Consider the following 20,103-nt stretch of genomic DNA (forward strand, 5'->3'; position numbering starts at 1 on the left):
GTCCCGCTCAGTGGTGTCCGGGTGAGATGACTAGGGTCGAATGCATCGGCGAGCGCGTGGAGCGGTCGGCGAAGCATCTTCTGCGCCAGGATGTGCGGAGCGAGCCGATCGTTGAGTTGTCACCCATACCCACGTTCGGGCCCTGCGGCCACTTCCGCTGAGTGGAAACTACGCGTCCGCCACCATCGAGCGCCCGGATAACTTCCCGAACGTAGTCACTTGCAGGCGATGTCATCACCGGCCACTTGCGCCGTGACGCCGTCGGCGAACCGGAAGGGATCAGCGAATGAAAGCCGCGATATACAACGGACAGCTCGACATCGTGGTAGCCGAACTGGATACACCCGAATGCGGACCCCGTGACGTTCTGCTGCGAACCCTGCACGCGGGAATCTGCGGCTCGGATGTGAAGGTCTACCGGCACGGTCCGGAGGGACATCAGATCCTGCGGGGATCGGAATTCGGGCACGAAGTGGTGGCCGAGGTGGCCGAGGTCGGCAGCGAGGTGACCGGCCTGCGAGTGGGTGAGCGGGTCTACCCGTATCCCCTGTCGGTCAAGGGCGATCCGGGCCGCGCAGGCTGCTTCGGCGGCTTCTCGGAGTTCATCCTCGTACCGAATTGCCAAGTCGGGGAACAGGTTTTCAAGGTCAGCGACAAGATCTCCACTCCGGTGGCGGCGATGATCGAGCCGTTCACGGTGGCGCACCGCGCCGTGCGCCGCACCCGCCCGCAGGCCGGTGAGAAGGCATTCGTGTTCGGTGCGGGCACCATCGGGATCGGCGCCGCCGTGGCGCTGAAGAGCTTCGGGGTATCGGAGGTGCTGGTCGCCGACGTCTCGGACTTCCGCCTGGAGAAGGCAGCCGGACTCGGTTTCCACACCTGCAATCCGGAGCGGCAGGATCCCGCGCAGCGTGCGGCGGAGGTCTTCGGCGAGGTGCACTCGCTGATGGGCAGCGCACCCGATGTCGACATCTATGTCGAGGCCGCGGGGCCCGACGCACTGATCGGCACGATTCAGTCGATGGCGAAGCCTGGCTCGCGCATCGCCGCGGTGGCCGTGCATTCGCGACCCGTTCCGGTGAACATGCTCCAACTCACCTACGGCGAGCAGGAACTGATCGGACCGGGCGGCTATCGCCCCGAAGACGTACGCGACGTCATGAAGATCATGGAAAGCGGCTCTTTCGATCTCGGCTCCATCATCACCCACGTCTACGGCATCGACCGGATCGTGGAGGCCATCGAGAAGGCAGGCGATACCGGCTCGGCACTGCACGTCGCGATCGGGTACCGATCGATATGACCACCTCACCCGCTGTCCTGCTCGATCGCACCGACACGGTCGTGCGACTGGAGTTCAATCGTCCCGAGCGGCTCAACGCCCTCACCGGCGACATGATGAACTATGCCGCTGCCAACCTCGAGGAACTCGCGGACGATCCGGGAGTGCGTGTCTTCGTGCTGACCGGCGCGGGGCGCGCGTTCAGTTCAGGCGCCGATCTGGCCAAATCCTCGGGTGAGGGTGGTCCGCGCACCTCCACCATCGATGCGGCCAATCGGCTGACCAGAGCACTGCGCGCCGTGCCGCAGCCGGTTCTGGCGGCGGTCAACGGGCCCGCGGTCGGGGTCGGATGTTCGTTCGCCCTCGCCGCGGATCTGACCGTCGCCCGCGAGTCGGCCTATTTCCTGCTGGCTTTCGCGAATATCGGCCTCATGCCCGACGGCGGCGCCACGGCGCTGGTGCCGAGCCTGGTCGGATACGCACGGGCCACCCGCATGGCCATGCTCGCCGAGCGGATTCCCGCGACGCGGGCGGCGGACTGGGGACTGATCACCAAAGCGGTGCCGGATGACGAGTTCGATGCCGAAATAGACCGGCTCACAGCGCATCTCGCCAAGGGACCGACCGCGTCGTACACCCGGATCAAGCGCGCGTTCAATGCCACGGCCCTGGCCCAGCTCGAGCAGGCGCTCGGAATCGAGCGCGCGGGCCAGGCCGAACTGTTCCGCACCGCCGACCTCACCGAAGGAGTCGCGGCGTTCAAGGAGAAACGCTCGCCGAACTTCCTCGGACGTTGATCACCACGAAAGTCCTTCACCGGGAACGGAGATACATCATGACCGAGACGCTCGGACTCATCGGCAGCGGCAATATCGGCACCGCGGTGGCCCGCCTCGCCGTCGCCGCGGGATGGGATGTCGTGGTGAGCAATTCGCGCGGCCCCGAAACCCTCACCGAGCTGGTCGCCGAACTCGGCGAACACGCCCGCGCGGGCACCGCGACCGAGGCAGCCCAGGCCGGGGACCTGGTGGTGGCCACCGTCCCGCTGAAGTCCTACGACCGGCTGCCCAGCGCGGCCCTGGCGGGCAAGGTGGTCATCGATACGATGAACTACTACCCGGACCGGGACGGCCGCATCACCGAGCTGGACTCGGGCGGGCTGACTTCCAGTGCCCTGGTGCAGCGACATCTGGCCGAATCCCGAGTAGTCAAGGCGTTCAACAACATCGATTACCGGCACCTGTTCACCTCGGCCCGCCCCACCGGTGCCGCCGATCGCAGCGCCCTGCCCATAGCGGGTGATGAGGCACCGGCCAAGGCGATGGTGACGCGCCTGCTGGACACGCTCGGCTACGACGCGGTGGATACCGGCACGCTGGCCGAGAGCTGGCGCAGCGAACCGGGCACCCTGGTCTACGTCCAGCCCTATCTCGCCGAGCGGCCCGAAGGGTTGAGCCCGGACAGCGCGGCGCGCTGGTTCTTCGACACCCCGGGAGTCACGGTATCGGCCGCGCGGGTGCGTGAACTGGTCGAGCGCGCCGAGCGGGTCGTCGCCAGCGAGGCCCGCGCCACCGCCGGCCACGCATTCAAATTGTCGTAGTACCAATCGATTTCCATCGAATCGACATCACCCGTCGCTACCCACGCTGGTGGGTGGCGACGGGCGACGTGTTTCGCCGGATTCCGGTCAGTGGTCGAGCCCTTTTTCGGCGAGCAGCCCGAGAATCGAACGCCCGTGCCGCAATTCGGCCTCGAGCGCGTCCTGGTCCACGCGCTCGGTGAGGATTCCGTTCAGGAACAGCTCGCAGTAGACGCGGGCGAGATCCGCCACCGTCAGATCCTTGCGGCGGGACAGCCACTGATAGGTGTGGTTGTGCAGGTTCAGGAAAGCCAGCATGGTCAGTTCCAGATCCTGAACGCGCAGTGCGTCTTCGCGTTTCCCGTCGGCGAGTACCTCGAGGATCTGCGATTCGAACCGTCGCCGTTTCATCCGGAACACGATCCGGTAATCGCCCTGGAGCTGATGGAATTCGTGCAGGAACACCCGCACGTGATCCTGCCGGTGCACGATCTGACGCAGCAGCGATTCCGACAGCAGCCGCAACTTGGCCTGAAAACCTATGTCCGAGTGCACGATTGTCGACGCCTCGGACAGCAGCGGATCGATCACCCGATCGTGGATGTCCGCCAGCAGCGCTTCCTTGGATCCGATGTAGTAATAGAGCGCGCCGCGGGCCAGTCCGGCCGCCTCGCCGATATCCGCGACACCCGTACTCGCGTAGCCGTTCTTCGAGAACAGCCCGACCGCCACGTCCACCACCTGTTCGCGCTTACGGTAATAACGCGCGGTCTTACCCCGCTCGGTTCGCGTCGTCGGCATCTCCCACACCCTCCACCCAGTTCTCCCCCGCTCCGACTGTCACGAAAAGCGTTGCGCGACAGACACCCACACGATCACTCACCGTGTACAAGCGGTTCGATGCGGATTCGGCGATCTGCCGCACCCACACCGAACCGGCTCCCGACCCCACGGATACCCGCTGTCCTCACACGGTCGCCACCGGCGTCAGCGGACTGCCCATGGTGCCCGGCAGGCGCAGCGGCGGAGCGGTGAGCAGGAAGCGGTTGCGATTGTGCTCGCGCAGCCACTTCGCCAGCTCCGACGTATACCACAGCTCACCGAGCGGAATGCCCAGCTTGAACAGGCACAGGTGGTGGATCGGAATCAGGGTGTGCGGCTCCGCGTTCGGGCCGGTCCAGCCCTCCACGGCGTAGTTGTCCGAGATGAGCGCCGAGATCTGCGATTCGTCGATCCACTGGAGCAGGTCCTCGTCCTCGGCGTCCAGGTACGGGTACATCGCCTGAATCTCGGGCCCCGGGTTCTTCTCCCAGGCCATGATCTGGTCGCAGAAGCCGGTGTGGAAGATGAACATATCGCCCGGCTCCACCACGACGTTCTGCTCGGCCATGAAGCCCTGCAGCATCTTCAGGCTCACCGGCCGCCAGTCCTTGCCCAGACTGGAGACGTCCACGAGGACGCCACGGCCCTGGACGCCGTGGGCGGCCATGTGCTCCAGACCGAGGTTCTTGGCGTAGGCCAGGCTGCCGCTGCCGTCGCCCTTGGCATCCTCCTGCGGGCCGATGATCTCGACGCCGGGCCGGAATCCGTTGTAGTACACCGGTTCCGCGACACCGTCACCGTCGGCGTCGAACAGCGCGCCCTGATGGGCCAGCCCGTCCCACTGCGTCGAATACTGCAGCCACAGCGTCACGACGTCATCGCTCCACAGATCGATGAAGGTCGGGTCGATCGAGTCCTTGGCGACGACGTTGTAGAACGTGTCCTGGTTGTGCTGCAGATCCTCGGTCGGGCGCAGGATCGGCGGATAGCGGCGCTGATTCATGGCGCTGCCGCCGGGATAGTCCAGCGGCAGGCTCAGGCTGAAGCTGATCCCGTGCTCGACCTCGCGCACGCCCTGCAGAACCTTCTCCGGGGTCAGCAGGTTGATCCGGCCGAGCTGATCGTCCTCACCCCAGTCGCCCCAGGTCGATCCCGGTGGGCGTTGCTGCCATCGCTTCGTCACGCCTGCTCCTCATGAAGTCGTCACAGTCCTCGTCGACTGCGATATTCATGCTAAATGCGTTGTACCGATCGGTCAACGAAACAAACTATTTGCTCTAAACTGACCGTTCGAAAGAACCCTTCGGGCCTGCCCGCGAGTCTCCTGGCAGCCCTTTTCCACCTTGGAGAGATTGATGAGCCAAGCTACGCAAGCGTCGGTGGCGGCCGGGGTCCGCGCCACCATCGGCGCACACACCCAGGCACAGGATTCGGGCCGCAACGACGACGTCGCGGCGCTGTACACCGAGAACGCGGTGCTCGAGATGCCCGGGGCGGACCCGTTCGTCGGCCGCGAGGCCATCCGCGCGGCCTTCACCGGATTCGCCGCGCAGCTGACCGCGCCCGCGCGGCACCTGATCGCCAACACCGTGATCACCTCGTGGAGCCAGGACGAGGCCACCGCCGAAAGCGATGCGCTGCTGGTCCTGCGCGGCGAAAACGGTTGGGGCGTACAGCTTGTCGGCCACTACAAGGACACTCTGCGCCGCGACGGCGACACGTGGCGATTCTCGCACCGCGACACCAGCTTCCTCACCTAATCCGAACCAGGAGCAGATAATGAGCACCCTCACCGAGGCCGACGTCACCTTCGGCGTGCACAACGCGATCAACTCGTACACCCAGGCGCTGGACACCGGCCGCACGGACGACATCGTGACCCTGTTCAGCAAGGACGGCAGCAGCGAGATCATGGGCGTGGGCACCTTCGAGGGCCACGACGCGCTGCGCGCCGCGTATGCCGGGATGGTGCCGACGCAGCCGCAGCGGCACATGGTCGGCAATATCGTCCTCACGTCCTGGACCGCGGACGAGGCGACGGCGAGTAGCGATCTGGTCTTCGTCCTGCGCGGCGAGAACGGTTGGGCCGTACAGCTGGTCGGCAAGTACGAGGACACACTGCGCCGCGACGGCGATACCTGGCTGTTTCAGAGCCGCAAGCTCTCACTGGTGATGTGAGTCCGACTCGCACCTGACCGAGGGACTCGCCGGAATCCCTTCCGGCGGGGCCCCTACCAGTACGGGAGCAGATTCCTCGGCCACGCCCGCTTTCGTTATACCGACCGATAGGTACAATCAATATCACGGCGAATAGCAAAGGAGCGATTCATGTCACTGCACGGTAGGAATGCCGTCGTCACCGGCGGCGGGCGCGGTATCGGAGCCGCGATCGCGGCCGAACTCGCGCGCCGAGGCGCCGCCGTGGCGGTGTGGGACATCGATCCCGAGGGCGCCGAGAAGACCACCGCCGCCATCCAGGCCGACGGCGGCACGGCCATCGCCGTCGAATGCGATGCCGCCGAGGTCGAATCCGTGGCCGCCGCGGCCTCGCAGACCCAGAGCGAATTCGGCCCGGTCACCATCCTGGTCAACAACGCCGGAATCAACGAGACCGAACCCTTCGCCATCATGCGCGAGGAGTCCTGGGACCGGATGATCCAGGTCAACCTCAAGGGCCCGTTCCTGGTCAGCCGGGAATTCATCGCCGACATGCTCGACGACGGCTGGGGCCGGATCATCAACATCTCCTCCGCCTGCGCCCAGACCGGCGCGCCCGCCATGGCCCACTACGTCGCGTCCAAGAGCGGCGTCATCGGACTCACCAAGGCCCTCGCGGTCGAGTACGCCGCCAAGGGCATCACCGTCAACCACGTACCCCCCGGCCTCATCGACACACCGCTCACCCGCGCGAGTCTCAAGGTCGAAACCATCGGAGCCACCATCCCCATGCGCCACGCCGGCCAACCCGAGGACATCGCCCACGCCGTGGCCTACCTCGCCTCGGAGGAGGCGGGATACATCACCGGGACGACTCTGAGCGTAAACGGCGGCCGCTACCTGCTCTGAACTCCGCGGCTGCACATCCGGCGGCCACCTGCGAAAGCCGTGGGCCGCCGGACCGATCGCGCCCCACACTCGCTCACGCACCTGGCTCATCCCGCACTCGGCCGACATGGTCGCCGGGTTGTCCCTGCGCCCGGCTGGTCCCCTGCGCTCACTCACTCCTGCGCCGGGAAAGACAGATCCGCGATGAACCCTGCGGTATGCACCCGCTTCCGCAAGGAGGTGCATACCGCGGGACTCACCGCGGATGCCGAAATATGTTCCGCCGAAGCGGATTCGAGTCTTATGGGCGCAGCAGGACCTTGCCGAACAAATCACCCGTGAGCATCGACTCGAACCCTGTGCGGGCCTCGGCGAGGGGTAGCACCGAGTGCACGGGCGGGCGAATATCGTGTTCGCCGCAGAACTGGACGAGTTGTTCGAGGTCGTCGCGGGTGCCCATGGTGGTGCCGACGATCCGGAGCTTCGCCATGTAGATGCGCTCGAGATCCAGCGGCGGATTGGTGCCGGAGGTCATGCCCGCCACCACGATCACCCCGCCGGGGCGCACGGCCTTGGTGGAGTGCGCCCAGGTCGCCGCGCCGACGGTCTCCAGGACCGCGTCGACCCGATCGGGTAGCCGGGTGCCGGTCTCGAATGCCTGATCGGCACCCAGTTCCAGTGCGCGAGCACGCTTTTCGGCCGTACGGCTGGTCACCCAGACCCGCACACCGGCGGCCCTGCCCAACATGATGGCCGCGGTCGCCACGCCGCCACCCGCCCCCTGGACGAGCACCGTGCTACCCGGTTGCACACCGGCCAGCACGAACAGCATCCGGAATGCGGTCACCCACGCGGTCGGCAGACAGGCAGCCTGTTCGAAGGACAGTGCGGTGGGCTTGATCACGAGATTGCGCTTGGGTACCGCGACCCGTTCGGCGAAGGTCCCGTCGTACATGTCCGACAGGATCGTCACGCGCGGATCGAGGATCTCCTCGCCCGCCCACTCCGGATCGTTGATCAGCGCGTGGATGATGACCTCGCGCCCACTCTCGTCGACTCCCGCTGCGTCACAACCGAGTACGCGCGGCAGTGGCGCGTTCTTCGGCGTGCCCACACCGCGCAGCGACCAGATGTCATGGTGGTTGAGCGAGGCCGCGCGCACCTGCACGACGGTCCAATCCGTATCCGGCAGAACCGGTTCGCGATGTTCCCCGACGCGCAGACCCGCGATCGGGTCATCCGCGTTCACTCCGGCGATCGTGGCCGCTAGCATGCGGCATCCAGGGTCGCCGGGCGCACATCGGTCACGACGATGACCCGTCTGCCGATATCCATGAAATTCTCCTCGTCGTCGCGCAACACCTTGCCGCCCGGCCCCCGATACCATTCAGTCCAGATACGCAGGCCCGCAAGGTCTTCGAATTCGAACTCGGTGACGCAGTCGTATGCCGGATCAGCCGGGGAGCGGCCGATCCGCAGCGCGTGATCCTGCTGGTAGTGCTTGATCACCGCCGACACGTCCGCGGGAATCACTCGCGCGGCCAACGGTGCGTGCTCGAATTCGTAGTATCTGCAGAACTCTTCGAGTGTGAGGCCGGGACGACGGGCGATCAGCACGATCATCTTGATCACGGCCGTCCGCACCCCCTGCTGCCGATCATGACGACCGCATCCTCATTCCTCGATGGTGATCGCCAACGCCGGACAGACCGCGGCCGCATTGCGGACGTCGTCGGCCAGATCGGCGGACGGGTTCGCGTTGAGCAGGACCACGATGCCGTCCTCCTCGCGCTGATCGAAAACCTCCGCGGCAGCAGCGACACACTGTCCGGCGGCGACGCACTTGTCCTCGTCGATGACAACTTTCATGACATTCTCCTGATCGGTTGGGCTGTTGCGATGGTCTGCTGTGATCGGCGCGATCAGCTGACGGGACTTGCCTCGACCAGCGCATCGACGATGTGCTGGCGACGCTGCCGCGCCTGTTTGGGCATATTCCAGCCCAGAACGCCGGTGACGACGCCCCCGCTGCGATACTCCGCGACGAAACGTCGCGCGGCGATGTCCCCCTCCACGACCTCCACCTCGGTCTCCGGCCGAAGCACGCCGTGTACCTGGAGTTTCGCGTCGAATTGGTCGGTCCAGAAATACGGCACCGGCGCGTACGGCCGGTCCTGTCCGAGAATCGCGTCCGCGACGGCCGCGGCCTGTTCGGTGGCGTTGGTCCGGTTCTCCAACCGGATCAGCCCGAACTTCTCGTGCTCCCAGCGGGCCACGTCACCGACGGCGTAGACGCCCTCGGCCGCACGGCAGCGCGAATCGCACACCACGCCGTTCTCGAGCCGAATTCCGCTGTCCGCCAACCACTGTGTGGTCGGTACCGCACCGATGGCGACCGCCACCAGATCGGCGGGCAGCTCCTCTCCGGTCGCGAGGCGAACCCCGGTCACCCGGCCGTCGGCACTGAGCAGCTCGCTCACTCCGGTGCCGAGGCGCAGCTTGACTCCGCGTTCGGTGTGCAGATCGGCGAGCACTCCCGAGACCAGCGGGCCGACCTGCAATGCCATCGGCGCGGGCTGGGGTCCGGTCATGGTGACGTCCAGGCCGAGAGCGCTTGCGGTGGCGGTGATTTCGGCGCCGAGCACGCCCTCGCCGACAACCACGAGCTGGGATGCGGTGAGCAGATCGGCGCGCAGCGCGAGCGAATCCTCCAGGGTGCGCAGCACGTGCACGCCGGCCAGGCCGTCCTGGCCGGGCAGCGTCCGCGGGCGCACGCCGGTGGCGATGACGATCGCGTCGGCCCGCAGGCTGCGCCCCGAGGCGGTGTGCACGGTCCGGTTGGCCACGTCCAGCGAGGTCGCCGGGTCGCCCAGCACGAACTCCGCGTTCAGCGATTCCAGATGCGCGGGCGGACGCAGCTGCGCCCGCTCGGGCTCCCAGGCGCCCGAGAGCACCTGTTTGGACAGCGGCGGGCGATCGTACGGCGCGTGCGGCTCGTCACCGAGGACCGTGATGGCACCCTGATAACCCTTGCGCCGCAAGGACTCCACGGTGGATAGTCCGGCGGCCGACGCACCGACCACAAGTACGTGCGCACAGTCGGTAGAACCCATGCGTGACTCCTGTCTCCGCTCTGTAGTGCCGGTGCGCCACAGAGATACTTTAGACCTATCGGTCGGTACAATCAATATAGCGTGTCCGACCTCAGGAAATGTCCGGCCGCCAGGCGGCCACTGCCACTCAGCCGTCGCGCAGCACGCGTTTGAGCACCTTGCCCGACGGCGTCCGGGGCAGCGTGTCGATGAACTCGATCCGCGCGGGCACCTTGTACTTCGCCAGCCGAGCGCGACAGAACTCCGCGAGCGCGGCCTCGTCGAGGGAACTTCCCGGACGCGACACCACGAACGCCTTGGGCACCTCACCCCAGCGCGGATGAGCCATGCCGACCACAGCCGCCTCCACCACATCCGGATGCTCGTACAGCACCCGCTCCACCTCGGGTGTGGCGATGTTCTCACCGCCCGAGACGATCATGTCCTTCTTGCGATCCTCGATGTAGAGGTAGCCCTCGGCATCGAGCCTGCCGATATCGCCGGTATGGAACCAGCCCCCGCGCAGAGCTTTTCGGGTCGCCTCGGGATCACGCCAGTATCCGGACATCACCTTGGGCCCGCGGATCGAGACCTCGCCCAGCTGCCCCGCCGGGACCGGCCGGTCTTCCTCGTCCAGGATCGCGATCTGCACATGCGCGACCGCGCGGCCGACCGAACCGACCTTGGAGCGCATATGCGCCGGATCGTTCGCGGTATCGCCCGACACGGTCTCGGTGAGTCCGTACGAGTCGGCGAACCAGGCATTGGGGAACGTCTGCGCGATCCGGTCCAGCAGCGGGATCGGCATCTTCTCCCCGCCCCCGGTGATGAAGCGGATCGAGGCGGTATCGCGCTCGGCGATATCGGGTAGTTGCAGCAGGGCGTTCATCATCGAGGGGGCCAGCCAGACATTGGTCGGACGCAGCCGCTCGACGGCGTCCACCACCGCGGCGGCGTCGAAACGCCGCACCAGGCTCAGGCGGCCACCGGCATGGAAGGTCGCCAGGCCCGGCAGATCCATCCCGCCGACGTGATAGAGCGGGCCGCACACCAGGGTGTTGTCCGCGGCGGTGAGACCGAACTCGAGGATGTGCGCGAGGTTCTTCCAGATCAGGTTCTGGTGCGAGATCATCACACCCTTCGGGCGCGAGGTCGTCCCGGAGGTGTACATCAACCGTTGCAGCGCATCGGGTTCCACGTCGGCCAGGGGCGCTGCCCGACCGTGCAGCCGCGCGAGGAGTTCGTCGTATCCGAGCCACGTTCCGGCAGGGGCGTCGACGGTCACCCGGTGCCGTAGAGCAGGCAGCCCGGGTGCCAATTCGTCCACGCCCGAGGTGAATTCGGCCTCGGTGAGGATCGCCACGGCCTCGGAGTGCGTCAGGATGTAGCGCCACTCCTCGGGCGAGAGCCGGTAGTTCAGCGGCAGGATCGCTGCGCCGATTCGATTGGCCGCCAGCATGATCTCGACGAACTCGATGCGGTTGTACAGCAGCACCGCGACGATGTCACCCGCACCGACGCCCAGTTCGAGCAGCGCGGCCGACAGGGCGTTCACCCGCGTCGACAACTCCGTGTAGGTGAGCTGCCGATCACCCTCGGATACGGCGATGCGGTCGGCCCAACGGTGCGCGTTGCGATCGAGCACGGAGGCGAAGTTCAACATTCACGGGCCTCGCTGTCGGATAGAGGATCCTCAATATTTTCTGTACCGACTAGACTAATAAACTCTGGCCCGGCTTACAACCAACACCTCCGGCCATTTGCCGCAGCCCCGGTCAGGGCAGCGAATACCCGCCGTCCACGACCAGGGAATGCCCTGTCACCCACCGGGATTCATCGCTCGCCAGATACACCACCGCGCCGGTGAGATCCTCGGGCGAGCCCAGGCCGAGCGGATGTTTGTCCTCGATCGCCCGCATCGCCTCGGCAGGCAGGGTCTCGTGCAGCGCCGTCGGGAAGGTGCCGGGACACACCGCATTCACCCGGATGCCCTCCTTCGCGTATTCGAGCGCGGCAACGCGGGTCAGGTGGATGACACCGGCCTTGGAGGCGCAGTAGGGCGCCGCATATGCCCAGGCAGTCAGGCCGCTGACCGAAGCGATGTTGACGATGGACACCGGCGAACGCTTGCGCAGCGTGCGGGCCACCGCGCGAATGCCGTGGAAAGTGCCGGTCAGATTCACCGAGATGGTGCGCTCGAAGTCCTGCGTGGACAGGTGGTGGATGCGCGCGTTCGGGGAGACGATGCCCGCGGTGTTCACCAGCGCGTCGACCGTCCCGTGACGTTCGGCCGCCGAGGCGATGAGCGCCTCGAATTCGTCACCGTCGGCGACGTCGAGATGTTCCGCTTCCACGGTCACCCCCGCACCGCGCAGCTCCTCGGCCGATGCGGCGATGACCTCGACGTTCAGATCAGCCAGGACCAGCGCGCGCACCCCCTCCTCGGCGCAGCGCCGCGCCACGGCCGAACCGAGCGCACCGCCCGCACCGGCCACCACGACGGTCTTACCTTCGAGCCTGGATCCCATGATTCGCCCTCTTTCGGATTGCGGCGAGTGAATAGTTTCGAACACTCGGTATAAGAAACTACGCGCGCAATCGTGTCAAGGCTCGGCACAGGGCCGGAACTATCGCTTGCCCACCCCTTGCGGTCCCCCTATGCCGCGTGCGTGGACCGATACGCGGCGACGTCCGCCTCCAGTGCCGCGAGATCGCAAGCGCCCTGGGCGAATCCGTTGAACAGCGTCGCGCAATAGGTCTTGGACAGGAACTCCGCGTCCCAGTCCTGCCCCAGTTTCACCCACTGGTAGGTGTGGTTGTGCATGTTGAGAAATTGCAGGGTGGCCAGGGTCGGATCGGTTTCACCGATCGCGCCCTCATCCATCGCGGCGGTCAGCAGTGACCGCACCACGCCCTCGAATTCCTGCCGCCGCTGCAACATCCGGGTGCGATTCTTGCCGGTCAGCTGCCGGTAATCGTGCTCGTACACCCAGATGTGGTCGAGCCGGGTGAAGATCATCTGCAGCAATTCCCCGGACAGCAGCCGCAATTTCACCAGCGGGGCCGCCTCGGATTCCTGAATCCGCGCGGCGGCGACCAGCAGCGGATCCAGGACCCGCTCCTGAATCTCTACGAGCAGATTCTCCTTCGAGCCGATGTAGTAGTACAGCGCCCCTTTGGCCAGCCCGACGGTATCGCCGAGTTCCACGATTCCGGTGGCGGCATACCCCTTCTTCGCGAACAGCGCAGCGGCAGTATCGATGATCTCCTGCCGCTTGACCTCGTATCCGGGTCCGTGTCCAGGTGGGCGGGGCATGTGGTCCTCTCGGTCGTCGCACTTTGCGTCGAACGGCCAGTATAAGCAAGATCGACCACTCGGTCGAAACTATCGTGCCTGGTCACGACCGCATGTCGTACGATTCCCGGATCGCCGCCTCGATCCGCGCCTCATCGGGCAGCCAGAGTTGTTCCAGCTCCGGGGAATACGGCGCGGGCGTCGGCCCGGCGGTGACCCGGATGACCGGTGCGTCCAGATACCAGAAACCCTCCCGCACGGCCCGCGCTGCCAATTCCGCGCCGACCCCGAATTCGCCCACCGCCTGGTGGACGACCACCAGGCGATTGGTTTTGCGCAACGAGGTCAGCACGGTGTCGAAATCCAGCGGGCTGATCGTGCGCAGGTCGATCACCTCCACCGAAAGCCCCTCGGCGGCAAGGTGATCGGCCACGGCCAGGCAGTCGTACATCATCTTCGAATAGGACACCACGGTCACATCGGTGCCGGGCCGCCGCACGATCGCCTTACCCAGCGGCACGATGTGGTCGGCGGGCGGCTGCGGGCCCTTCCGGCCGTACAACAGGCGATTCTCGATGAATACCACCGGATTCGGATCCTGGATCGCCGCGCGCAGCAGCCCATAGGTGTCGGCTGGCGTGGACGGCATCACCACGGTCAGGCCCGGAATATGCGCGAGCAGGGCCTCGAGACTCTGCGAATGCTGACTGCCCGAGGACTTTCCGGCCGCGAACTGGGTGCGCACCACCAGTGGCATGGTCACCGCGCCGCCGGTCATGAAACGCAGTTTCGCCGCCTGATTCATCAGTTGATCCAGGCACACGCCGATGAAATCGAAGTACATCAGCTCCACGACCGGCTTGTATCCGGCCATGGCCGCGCCGACCGCGGTTCCCATGATCGCACTCTCCGAGATCGGCGTGTCCCGCACGCGGCCCGGGAAACGTTGTGCCAGACCGCGAGTCAGGGCGAAGACATTGCCGCCCTTGCCGACATCGATGCCCGCCAGGAAGACCGACGGGTCGTCCTCGAGTTCCTTGGTGAGCGCGTTGGTGATCGCATGCATGATCTTGAGCGAGCCCTCGGTCGGCTCCGCGGGTTCGGCCAGCTCGGGCCGGGGCGTGGTGACGTGGTCGGCGACCGTCTCGGGCGCGGGATAGGCGGCCGCCTCGGCCTTCTCGATGGCGGCGGCGATGACGGCCTCGACCTCGCGTTCGATATTCGCGAGTTGCTCGGCCAGACCGCCCGACCGCATCACCGCACCGAGTACCAGCAGCGGATCGTGCTGCTTCCAGGCGTCGAGTTCAGCTGTGTCCCGGTAGTTTTCGGGATCGCCCTCGTAGTGCCCGTGCCAGCGGTAGGTGGCGGCCTCGACGATCACCGGGCCCGCCCCGGCGCGCAGATCCGCCACCAGCCGGGCCTGCAACTCGGCCACCCGCAGCACATCGTTGCCGTCCACGGCCTCGAAGCCGACGCCGTAACCGGCCGCGCGCTCGCGCAGGCCCGCGCGGTGCTGATCGGCCGCCGGCGAGAATTCGGAGTAGCCGTTGTTCTCGCACCAGAACACGACCGGCAGATCCCAGACCGCCGCCAGGTTCACCGCCTCGTGGAATACCCCCTGGGCCACGGCGCCGTCGCCGAAGAAGGCGACCACCACTCCCCCGTCGCCGCGCAGCTGGGCGGCGGTGGCCGCACCGTCGGCGATCGGCAGGCCCGCGCCCACGATGCCGTTCGCGCCGAAGATGCCCCGGCGCGGGTCGGCGATGTGCATGGAACCGCCGCGCCCCTTACAGGTGCCGGTCTCCTTACCCATCAACTCCGCGAACATGCCCTCCACATCCAGGCCCTTGGCGATGCAGTGGCCGTGCCCGCGATGGGTGGAGGTCACCACGTCCCGGTCGTCCAGGGGCCAGCAGGCCCCGACCGCGGATGCCTCCTGGCCGATGGACAGGTGCAGGAAGCCCGGAATCCGGCCGTCGCGGTAGAGCTCGGCGGATCGCTCCTCGAACCGCCGGATCAGGAACATCCTCCGGTACAGCTCGCACACCACCTCCGCGCTCGCCAAATCCGTTGCATTCGAGACTGATTCGGTCAATGTCACTGGCCTTCTGCCGATCGGTTCACGGGGCCGCCCCGGCGTCACGTGTTGACGCGAGGTGCTGATGGTAAATATTATACCGGTCGTTCGAGAAAACAAGGGCCGGTCGGACGCGGCCAACGACAGGACGGACTCGACATGGATCTAGACCTGCCCGCCGAGGCACTCGAGCTGCAGAAGCTGTGCCGGGACTTCGCCGCGGCGGAGATCGAGCCGTACGCGCAGGAATGGTCCGAGGCCGAGCGGTTTCCCGCCGACGTATTCCTGAAGATGGGCGAACTGGATCTGACCGGCCTGTTGATTCCCGAACAGTACGGCGGCACCGCCGCCGGTTACCTCGCGTACGTCGCGGCCATGGAGGCGATCGGCGCGGCCGATCAATCCCTTGCCGCCTGCTGGAACGCGCATTCCACCATCGCCTCGCTACCCCTGGCCGCCTACGGCACCGACGAGCAGAAGCAGCGCTGGCTCGCCCCGCTGGCCCAGGGCACGCACATCGGCGCATTCGGCCTGACCGAGCCGACCGCGGGTTCGGATGCGAGCGGTATCCGCACGACCGCACGCCCCGACGGCGGCGACTGGATCATCGACGGCACCAAGATGTTCATCACCAACGCCGGCACCGAGATCAGCCTCGGCGTCACCATCCTCGCGGTCACCGGAACCAGCCCCGACGGCGCCAAGCGCTACGGCACCTTCTTCATCCCCACCGGCACACCGGGATACACCGTCGGCGCACCGCTGAAGAAGCTCGGCTGGCACGCGATGGACAGCCGCGAACTGATCTTCGAGAACTGCCGCATCCCCGGCGAGAACCTGATCGGCGAGGAGGGCAACGGTCTGCGGCAGTTCCTCGACGTCCTGGACGGCGGCCGGATCAGCGTCGCGGCCCTGTCCCTATCCCTCGCCCAGGAAGCCCTGCGCCTGGCGACCGAGCATGCGGCACAACGAGAACAGTTCGGCAGTCCACTGTCCGCGTTCCAGGCCGTCCAACACAAGATCGCCGACATGGCCACCGAGGTCGACGCCGCCCGCGCCCTGGTCTACCGCGCCGCGTGGCTGGCCGACAACGGCCGCCCCTTCGGCCAGGCCGCAGCCATGGCCAAGCTCTACGCCTCCGAACTCGCCAACCGCGCCGCCAGCGCGAGTGTCCAGATCCACGGCGGCTACGGCTACATCCGGGAATCCAAGATCTCCCGCCTCTACGCCGACGCCAAGGTCCTGGAGATCGGCGAGGGCACCAACGAAATCCAGCGAAACGTCATCGCCCGCAACGTCCTTCGCGCCGCGCGGGGCTGAGACCGAACGAAAAGGCAGGGACGAATGCGGATAGCAGGGGATCGCGACGTCTGCATCGGCTCGGGACAGTGCGTATTCCACGAGCCAGCGGTTTTCGACCAGGACGCCGGGGACGGTCTGGTGCGAGTACTGCTCGAACGCCCCGACGGCGCGCTGGCGGAGTCCGCGCGGGCGGCAGTGCGAATGTGCCCGTCGGGTGCGTTGTCCATCGTCGAGGAGTAGCGGCAAAAGCGTTCGGAGAGTGATCGGCCCGGCGGACACCAGCCATGAACCACGCACGACAGCTATACGACCACGCACGACGGCCGACCTGCGGCGGTTTTCCATGGCCGAGTACGAATCCGTGCGGGAGACGCTCGACGTCTTGTCGAAACCGAGGCGGTAGCGGACATCAGGGAGTCCGAGGAGACCGACGAATACTCGACCCTCGACGCGATCGCCGCCCGCATGGCAGGGCGTCTCGAGGGCATAGGGCGTGAGTTGGACGGTCCATTACACGCCGTTCGCGCCGCGGGCACTGACGGAAGCACTGCCCGAAACTGTTGCGGTCGTGGCATTTCAGCTTGCGAAGGCGGCCTCTGCCAAGAGCCGTATCGCGTCGACAAACCGCTGGAGGAGCCCTTCGACGGGCTCCATTCCGCCCGCCCGTGCACATATCGAGTGACCTATCGGATCCCACAAGTGCGCAGCAGTCTGCGCCTCCCGGATCTGTTGCAGTCTGGATCTTTGCTGTCCGGTCGCGAGGAGCATGGCCGGACGCCGTCGGCGAGCTGGGGTTTGTCGAAAAGTGGTGTGTGCAGGCATGTTTGGGCGTTTGTCCAGAGTGAAGATTCGGATTTCACATGGGTTGCGGGGTGTTGGTGAGACCGGTTCCCAGGATAGAATTCGAACATGATTTCGAACAGCAAGTCGAGCGAGGGGCCGGACGCGGCAGCGCTGCTGGCTGCCGTCGGTGAGCTGGTCGAGCGATCACTGACCCCGCTGTCCGATGATGCGGTAGTGGAATTGCTGCGCGGAGCGGAGCGGGCGGCGCGGATGCTGGCCGCGGTGCAGCATCGGGTGTTGATCGAGGTGGACTCCCGGTCGATTCCGGCTAATTCGGGAGCGAAAACGATCAAATGGTTCCTGATGGAAACACTGCGCCTGTCGCATGCCGCGGCTGGGGCGCGCGTACGGGCGGCCGCGCGAGTCGGGGTGTTTCACAACTTGGCTGGTGATGAGCGTGAACCCGAACTTCCCTGCACGGCAGCGGCGTTGCGGTGCGGGGATATCTCGGTCGAGCACGCTCGCGGGATCGCGACGGTGATGGGCAGGGTTTCACGCGGGGTCGAGGCGGTGGATCGGGAAGCGGCGGAACAGATCCTGGCCGACTTCGCGACCACTGGATCACCGGATGATATCGGCAAGATCGGCGACAGCATTCTGGCGCATCTGGACCCGGATGGGAAAAACACCGACGACACCGATCGTGCCCGCATGCGCGGGATCAGGATCGGGCGGCAGCGCCCGGATGGGATGTCTCCGATCGGCGGGGAGATCGACCCGACCCTGCGCGCACTGTTGGATCCGGTGCTGGCCAAGTATGCGCGCCCGGGTGTAGGGAACCCGGAGGATCCGGCCAGCCCCGGTGCCGATGTCGACTGCACCGATCCGGAGGTGATTACTGCTGCGGCACAGCGTGATACGCGTACTGTCGAGCAGCGTACGCATGACGCCTTCACCCTGCTGCTGGGATCGTTGGTGGACACTCACGCGTTGGGTTCACACCGCGGGCTCCCGGTCACCACCGTGCTCACCATGTGCCTCGAGGACGTGGAACGAGCATCCGGAGTCGCGACCACCGCGACCGGTGGCACGGTCCCAATGCCCGTAGCGTTGCGGCTGGCGGAGAAGTCACGCCCGTATCTGGCCGTATTCGACCCCGCCGGGCTGCCGCTGCATTTGGGGCGGATGCGCCGGTTGGCTTCCCCCGCGCAACGATTGTCGTTGATCGCGGCGTTGGGTGGGTGTTCCCGGCCGGGCTGTGATGCACCCGCATCCCTGTGCGCGGTGCATCACGTCCGGGATTACCGCAAGGGTGGCCGGACCGATATCGAGAACCTGGTTCTGGCCTGCGATCACTGCCACTCGTTGATCGACGACAGCGCCACGGGTTGGAAAACTGTTGTGCTGGGCGATGATTCGCAGTTCGCGGGCAGGACCGCATGGATCGCACCCGAACACATCGATCCCACCGGCACGCCGCGAGTCAACCACCGCCACCGCGCGGGTGAGTTACTCGCGCAGACCGTGGCGGGGATCCATGCCCGCTGGGAGCGTCAACATGCTGCGCGGCAGTGTGGGATGCGGGAGCGAAGACCCGGTGATGTCGCGGCGTGAACCCGGCAGGGGACTACCCCTGCCGGGGCACTCTCGCGTGGCCCCGATGCCTTGATCGCCAGTCCGGCGGCGCGGGGCGGTCGGGCATCACCGCAGGGCTGGGTCCACGCTCGCCGGGAACGTGAACGTGCCGCACGTCGGCGGTGGTGGCGAGAGCCAAGATCCGGGGACGTCGCGGCGTGAACCCCGCGGAGGAATCATCCTCGCCGGGCACTCGGCCGACTCACCAGGATCTACTCACCCCTGCTGATGGTTCGACCGCCGCAGGCCCGCAGTGTTCTCCTATCCCGACAGCACGCGGATCACACCCGTGCCGAGGGAGCCGCGGGCGCCTGCGGGGACGAAGACGTATTCGTCGGCCTCGTGGGTGATGCGGCCGTAGTGCGGTGCGGAGAAATGCGCCGGGAAGATCAGGGCGTTCTCCTCGGATATCCGCTGGCATACCGAACGGCGGGTGGCGATGGCGGTCTCGAGATTGTCGCAGCCACCCAGGTGTAGTTCGGGGCGGGAGACTTGGGCGGGGTGGTGCAGGACGTCGCCGGTGAAATATGCGTGCTCACCCTCGGAGGTCAAGCACAGCATCGTGTGGCCCTCGGTGTGGCCGGTCGCCGGGTCCAGCGAGAGACTGGCGGAGATCGAATGTGTCGCGGCGACTATCTCCGCGCGGCCGGATTCGACTATGGGACGGACACATTCGTCGAATACCGAGACGTTGAAATCGTTCGGGTGTGGTTCGGCGCGGGCGGTGTCCCAGCGCCGATATTCGGAGTCCACGAACAGGTAGGTGGCGTTCGGGAAGGTGGGCACCCATTTTCCCTTGCGCAACATCGTATTCCAGCCGCAGTGATCGTTGTGCAGGTGGGTGCAGAAGACGATATCGATGGATTCGGCGGGGACGCCGATCTCGGCCAGGCGTTCCAGGTACGGGAAATCGCTGTCGTCGAACTGTGGGACGCCCCGGGTGCGGCCGTTGCCGTTGCACGGATCGACCAGCACCGTTCGGCTGTCGACCCGGATTATCCAACTGTGACAGGAGAATTCGAAGGTCATCGCCGCCGGATCGAGAAATCCGCCGGGCAGCGGCGATATTCGGCGGGCAATGAAGTCCCGGTCCTCGGTCAGGAGGGTGAACGGCACCGAAAAGTGTTGCTCGGCAACCCTTTCGATCTGTGCGCGTCCGATTCGTAGTGCCACGATGTCACCTTGTCATGG

20 protein-coding genes are annotated in these 20,103 nt (G+C 66.2%); 9 read left to right on the plus strand and 11 right to left on the minus strand.

Features of this window, described 5'->3' with window-relative positions; translation table 11 throughout:
- Positions 1-286 precede the first annotated feature (286 nt).
- The 3 genes from ON40_RS20515 to ON40_RS20525 are packed head-to-tail and all read left to right on the plus strand — an operon-like array spanning position 287 to position 2,882.
- Complete coding sequence (locus tag ON40_RS20515) at positions 287-1,303, plus strand: zinc-dependent alcohol dehydrogenase (protein WP_040825241.1); 1,017 nt, start codon at positions 287-289, stop codon at positions 1,301-1,303.
- Positions 1,300-2,079, plus strand: a complete 780-nt coding sequence (locus ON40_RS20520) for an enoyl-CoA hydratase (protein WP_040825242.1) — start codon at positions 1,300-1,302, stop codon at positions 2,077-2,079. Before ON40_RS20515 ends, ON40_RS20520 begins: the two co-directional genes overlap by 4 nt.
- A 38-nt stretch (positions 2,080-2,117) precedes the next feature.
- Positions 2,118-2,882, plus strand: coding sequence for an NADPH-dependent F420 reductase (locus ON40_RS20525; protein ID WP_040825854.1), 765 nt, complete (start codon positions 2,118-2,120; stop codon positions 2,880-2,882).
- 87 nt (positions 2,883-2,969) lie between these two features.
- On the opposite strand, the gene ON40_RS20530 is transcribed toward ON40_RS20525, so the two are convergent.
- A complete protein-coding gene (locus tag ON40_RS20530) occupies positions 2,970-3,662 on the minus strand; it encodes a TetR/AcrR family transcriptional regulator (protein ID WP_051193355.1) in 693 nt (230 codons plus the stop codon).
- Between the two features lie 166 nt (positions 3,663-3,828).
- Positions 3,829-4,866: a cyclase family protein gene (locus ON40_RS20535; protein WP_040825243.1), complete on the minus strand. Its 1,038-nt coding sequence runs from the start codon at positions 4,864-4,866 to the stop codon at positions 3,829-3,831.
- Between the two features lie 172 nt (positions 4,867-5,038).
- On the opposite strand from ON40_RS20535, the gene ON40_RS20540 reads away from it, so the two are divergent.
- The 3 genes from ON40_RS20540 to ON40_RS20550 all read left to right on the plus strand — a co-directional run bounded on the left by ON40_RS20540 (position 5,039) and on the right by ON40_RS20550 (position 6,749).
- Positions 5,039-5,443 carry a nuclear transport factor 2 family protein gene (locus ON40_RS20540; RefSeq protein ID WP_040825244.1) on the plus strand — a complete coding sequence of 135 codons (405 nt, stop codon included), beginning with the start codon at positions 5,039-5,041 and terminating at the stop codon, positions 5,441-5,443.
- Between the two features lie 19 nt (positions 5,444-5,462).
- On the plus strand, positions 5,463-5,861 hold the full coding sequence (locus ON40_RS20545) for a nuclear transport factor 2 family protein (protein ID WP_040825245.1): 399 nt from the start codon (positions 5,463-5,465) through the stop codon (positions 5,859-5,861).
- Between the two features lie 150 nt (positions 5,862-6,011).
- Positions 6,012-6,749, plus strand: coding sequence for an SDR family oxidoreductase (locus ON40_RS20550; protein WP_040825246.1), 738 nt, complete (start codon positions 6,012-6,014; stop codon positions 6,747-6,749).
- A gap of 280 nt (positions 6,750-7,029) precedes the next feature.
- Here ON40_RS20550 and ON40_RS20555 read toward each other — a convergent pair whose 3' ends face one another.
- The 8 genes from ON40_RS20555 to ON40_RS20590 form a co-directional block, all read right to left on the minus strand.
- A complete protein-coding gene (locus tag ON40_RS20555; protein WP_040825247.1) occupies positions 7,030-8,001 on the minus strand; it encodes a zinc-binding dehydrogenase in 972 nt (323 codons plus the stop codon).
- Complete coding sequence (locus ON40_RS20560; protein ID WP_245567944.1) at positions 7,995-8,351, minus strand: EthD domain-containing protein; 357 nt, start codon at positions 8,349-8,351, stop codon at positions 7,995-7,997. Before ON40_RS20560 ends, ON40_RS20555 begins: the two co-directional genes overlap by 7 nt.
- Positions 8,352-8,402: 51 nt before the next feature.
- Positions 8,403-8,597: a ferredoxin gene (locus ON40_RS20565; RefSeq protein ID WP_040825248.1), complete on the minus strand. Its 195-nt coding sequence runs from the start codon at positions 8,595-8,597 to the stop codon at positions 8,403-8,405.
- Between the two features lie 53 nt (positions 8,598-8,650).
- Positions 8,651-9,841, minus strand: a complete 1,191-nt coding sequence (locus ON40_RS20570; protein ID WP_040825249.1) for an NAD(P)/FAD-dependent oxidoreductase — start codon at positions 9,839-9,841, stop codon at positions 8,651-8,653.
- A 127-nt stretch (positions 9,842-9,968) separates the two neighbouring features.
- A complete protein-coding gene (locus ON40_RS20575; RefSeq protein WP_040825250.1) occupies positions 9,969-11,483 on the minus strand; it encodes an acyl-CoA synthetase in 1,515 nt (504 codons plus the stop codon).
- Between the two features lie 112 nt (positions 11,484-11,595).
- Entirely contained in the window at positions 11,596-12,348 is a 753-nt protein-coding gene (locus ON40_RS20580) for an SDR family NAD(P)-dependent oxidoreductase (protein ID WP_040825251.1), read from the minus strand.
- Positions 12,349-12,476: 128 nt separating this feature from the next.
- The gene (locus ON40_RS20585) at positions 12,477-13,136 is read right to left on the minus strand and encodes a TetR/AcrR family transcriptional regulator (protein WP_040825252.1); all 660 of its coding nucleotides are present in this window, start codon (positions 13,134-13,136) and stop codon (positions 12,477-12,479) included.
- Positions 13,137-13,218: 82 nt separating this feature from the next.
- Positions 13,219-15,180 carry an alpha-ketoacid dehydrogenase subunit alpha/beta gene (locus tag ON40_RS20590; protein ID WP_218008825.1) on the minus strand — a complete coding sequence of 654 codons (1,962 nt, stop codon included), beginning with the start codon at positions 15,178-15,180 and terminating at the stop codon, positions 13,219-13,221.
- Positions 15,181-15,351: 171 nt separating this feature from the next.
- Between ON40_RS20590 and ON40_RS20595 the strand changes: the two genes are divergently transcribed.
- The 3 genes from ON40_RS20595 to ON40_RS20610 all read left to right on the plus strand — a co-directional run bounded on the left by ON40_RS20595 (position 15,352) and on the right by ON40_RS20610 (position 18,891).
- Positions 15,352-16,512: an acyl-CoA dehydrogenase family protein gene (locus ON40_RS20595; RefSeq protein ID WP_040825253.1), complete on the plus strand. Its 1,161-nt coding sequence runs from the start codon at positions 15,352-15,354 to the stop codon at positions 16,510-16,512.
- 24 nt (positions 16,513-16,536) lie between these two features.
- Positions 16,537-16,734 (plus strand): ferredoxin, encoded by a 198-nt coding sequence (locus ON40_RS20600; protein ID WP_040825255.1) that lies wholly within the window; start codon positions 16,537-16,539, stop codon positions 16,732-16,734.
- Between the two features lie 669 nt (positions 16,735-17,403).
- On the plus strand, positions 17,404-18,891 hold the full coding sequence (locus ON40_RS20610; protein ID WP_063713056.1) for an HNH endonuclease signature motif containing protein: 1,488 nt from the start codon (positions 17,404-17,406) through the stop codon (positions 18,889-18,891).
- 282 nt (positions 18,892-19,173) lie between these two features.
- Here the strand turns inward: ON40_RS20610 and ON40_RS20615 are convergent, their stop codons facing one another.
- Positions 19,174-20,085 carry an MBL fold metallo-hydrolase gene (locus tag ON40_RS20615; RefSeq protein ID WP_083895804.1) on the minus strand — a complete coding sequence of 304 codons (912 nt, stop codon included), beginning with the start codon at positions 20,083-20,085 and terminating at the stop codon, positions 19,174-19,176.
- Positions 20,086-20,103: the final 18 nt, after the last annotated feature.

It is taken from the genome of Nocardia jiangxiensis NBRC 101359, from assembly GCF_000308615.1.
Classification (GTDB): Bacteria; Actinomycetota; Actinomycetes; order Mycobacteriales; family Mycobacteriaceae; genus Nocardia; species Nocardia jiangxiensis.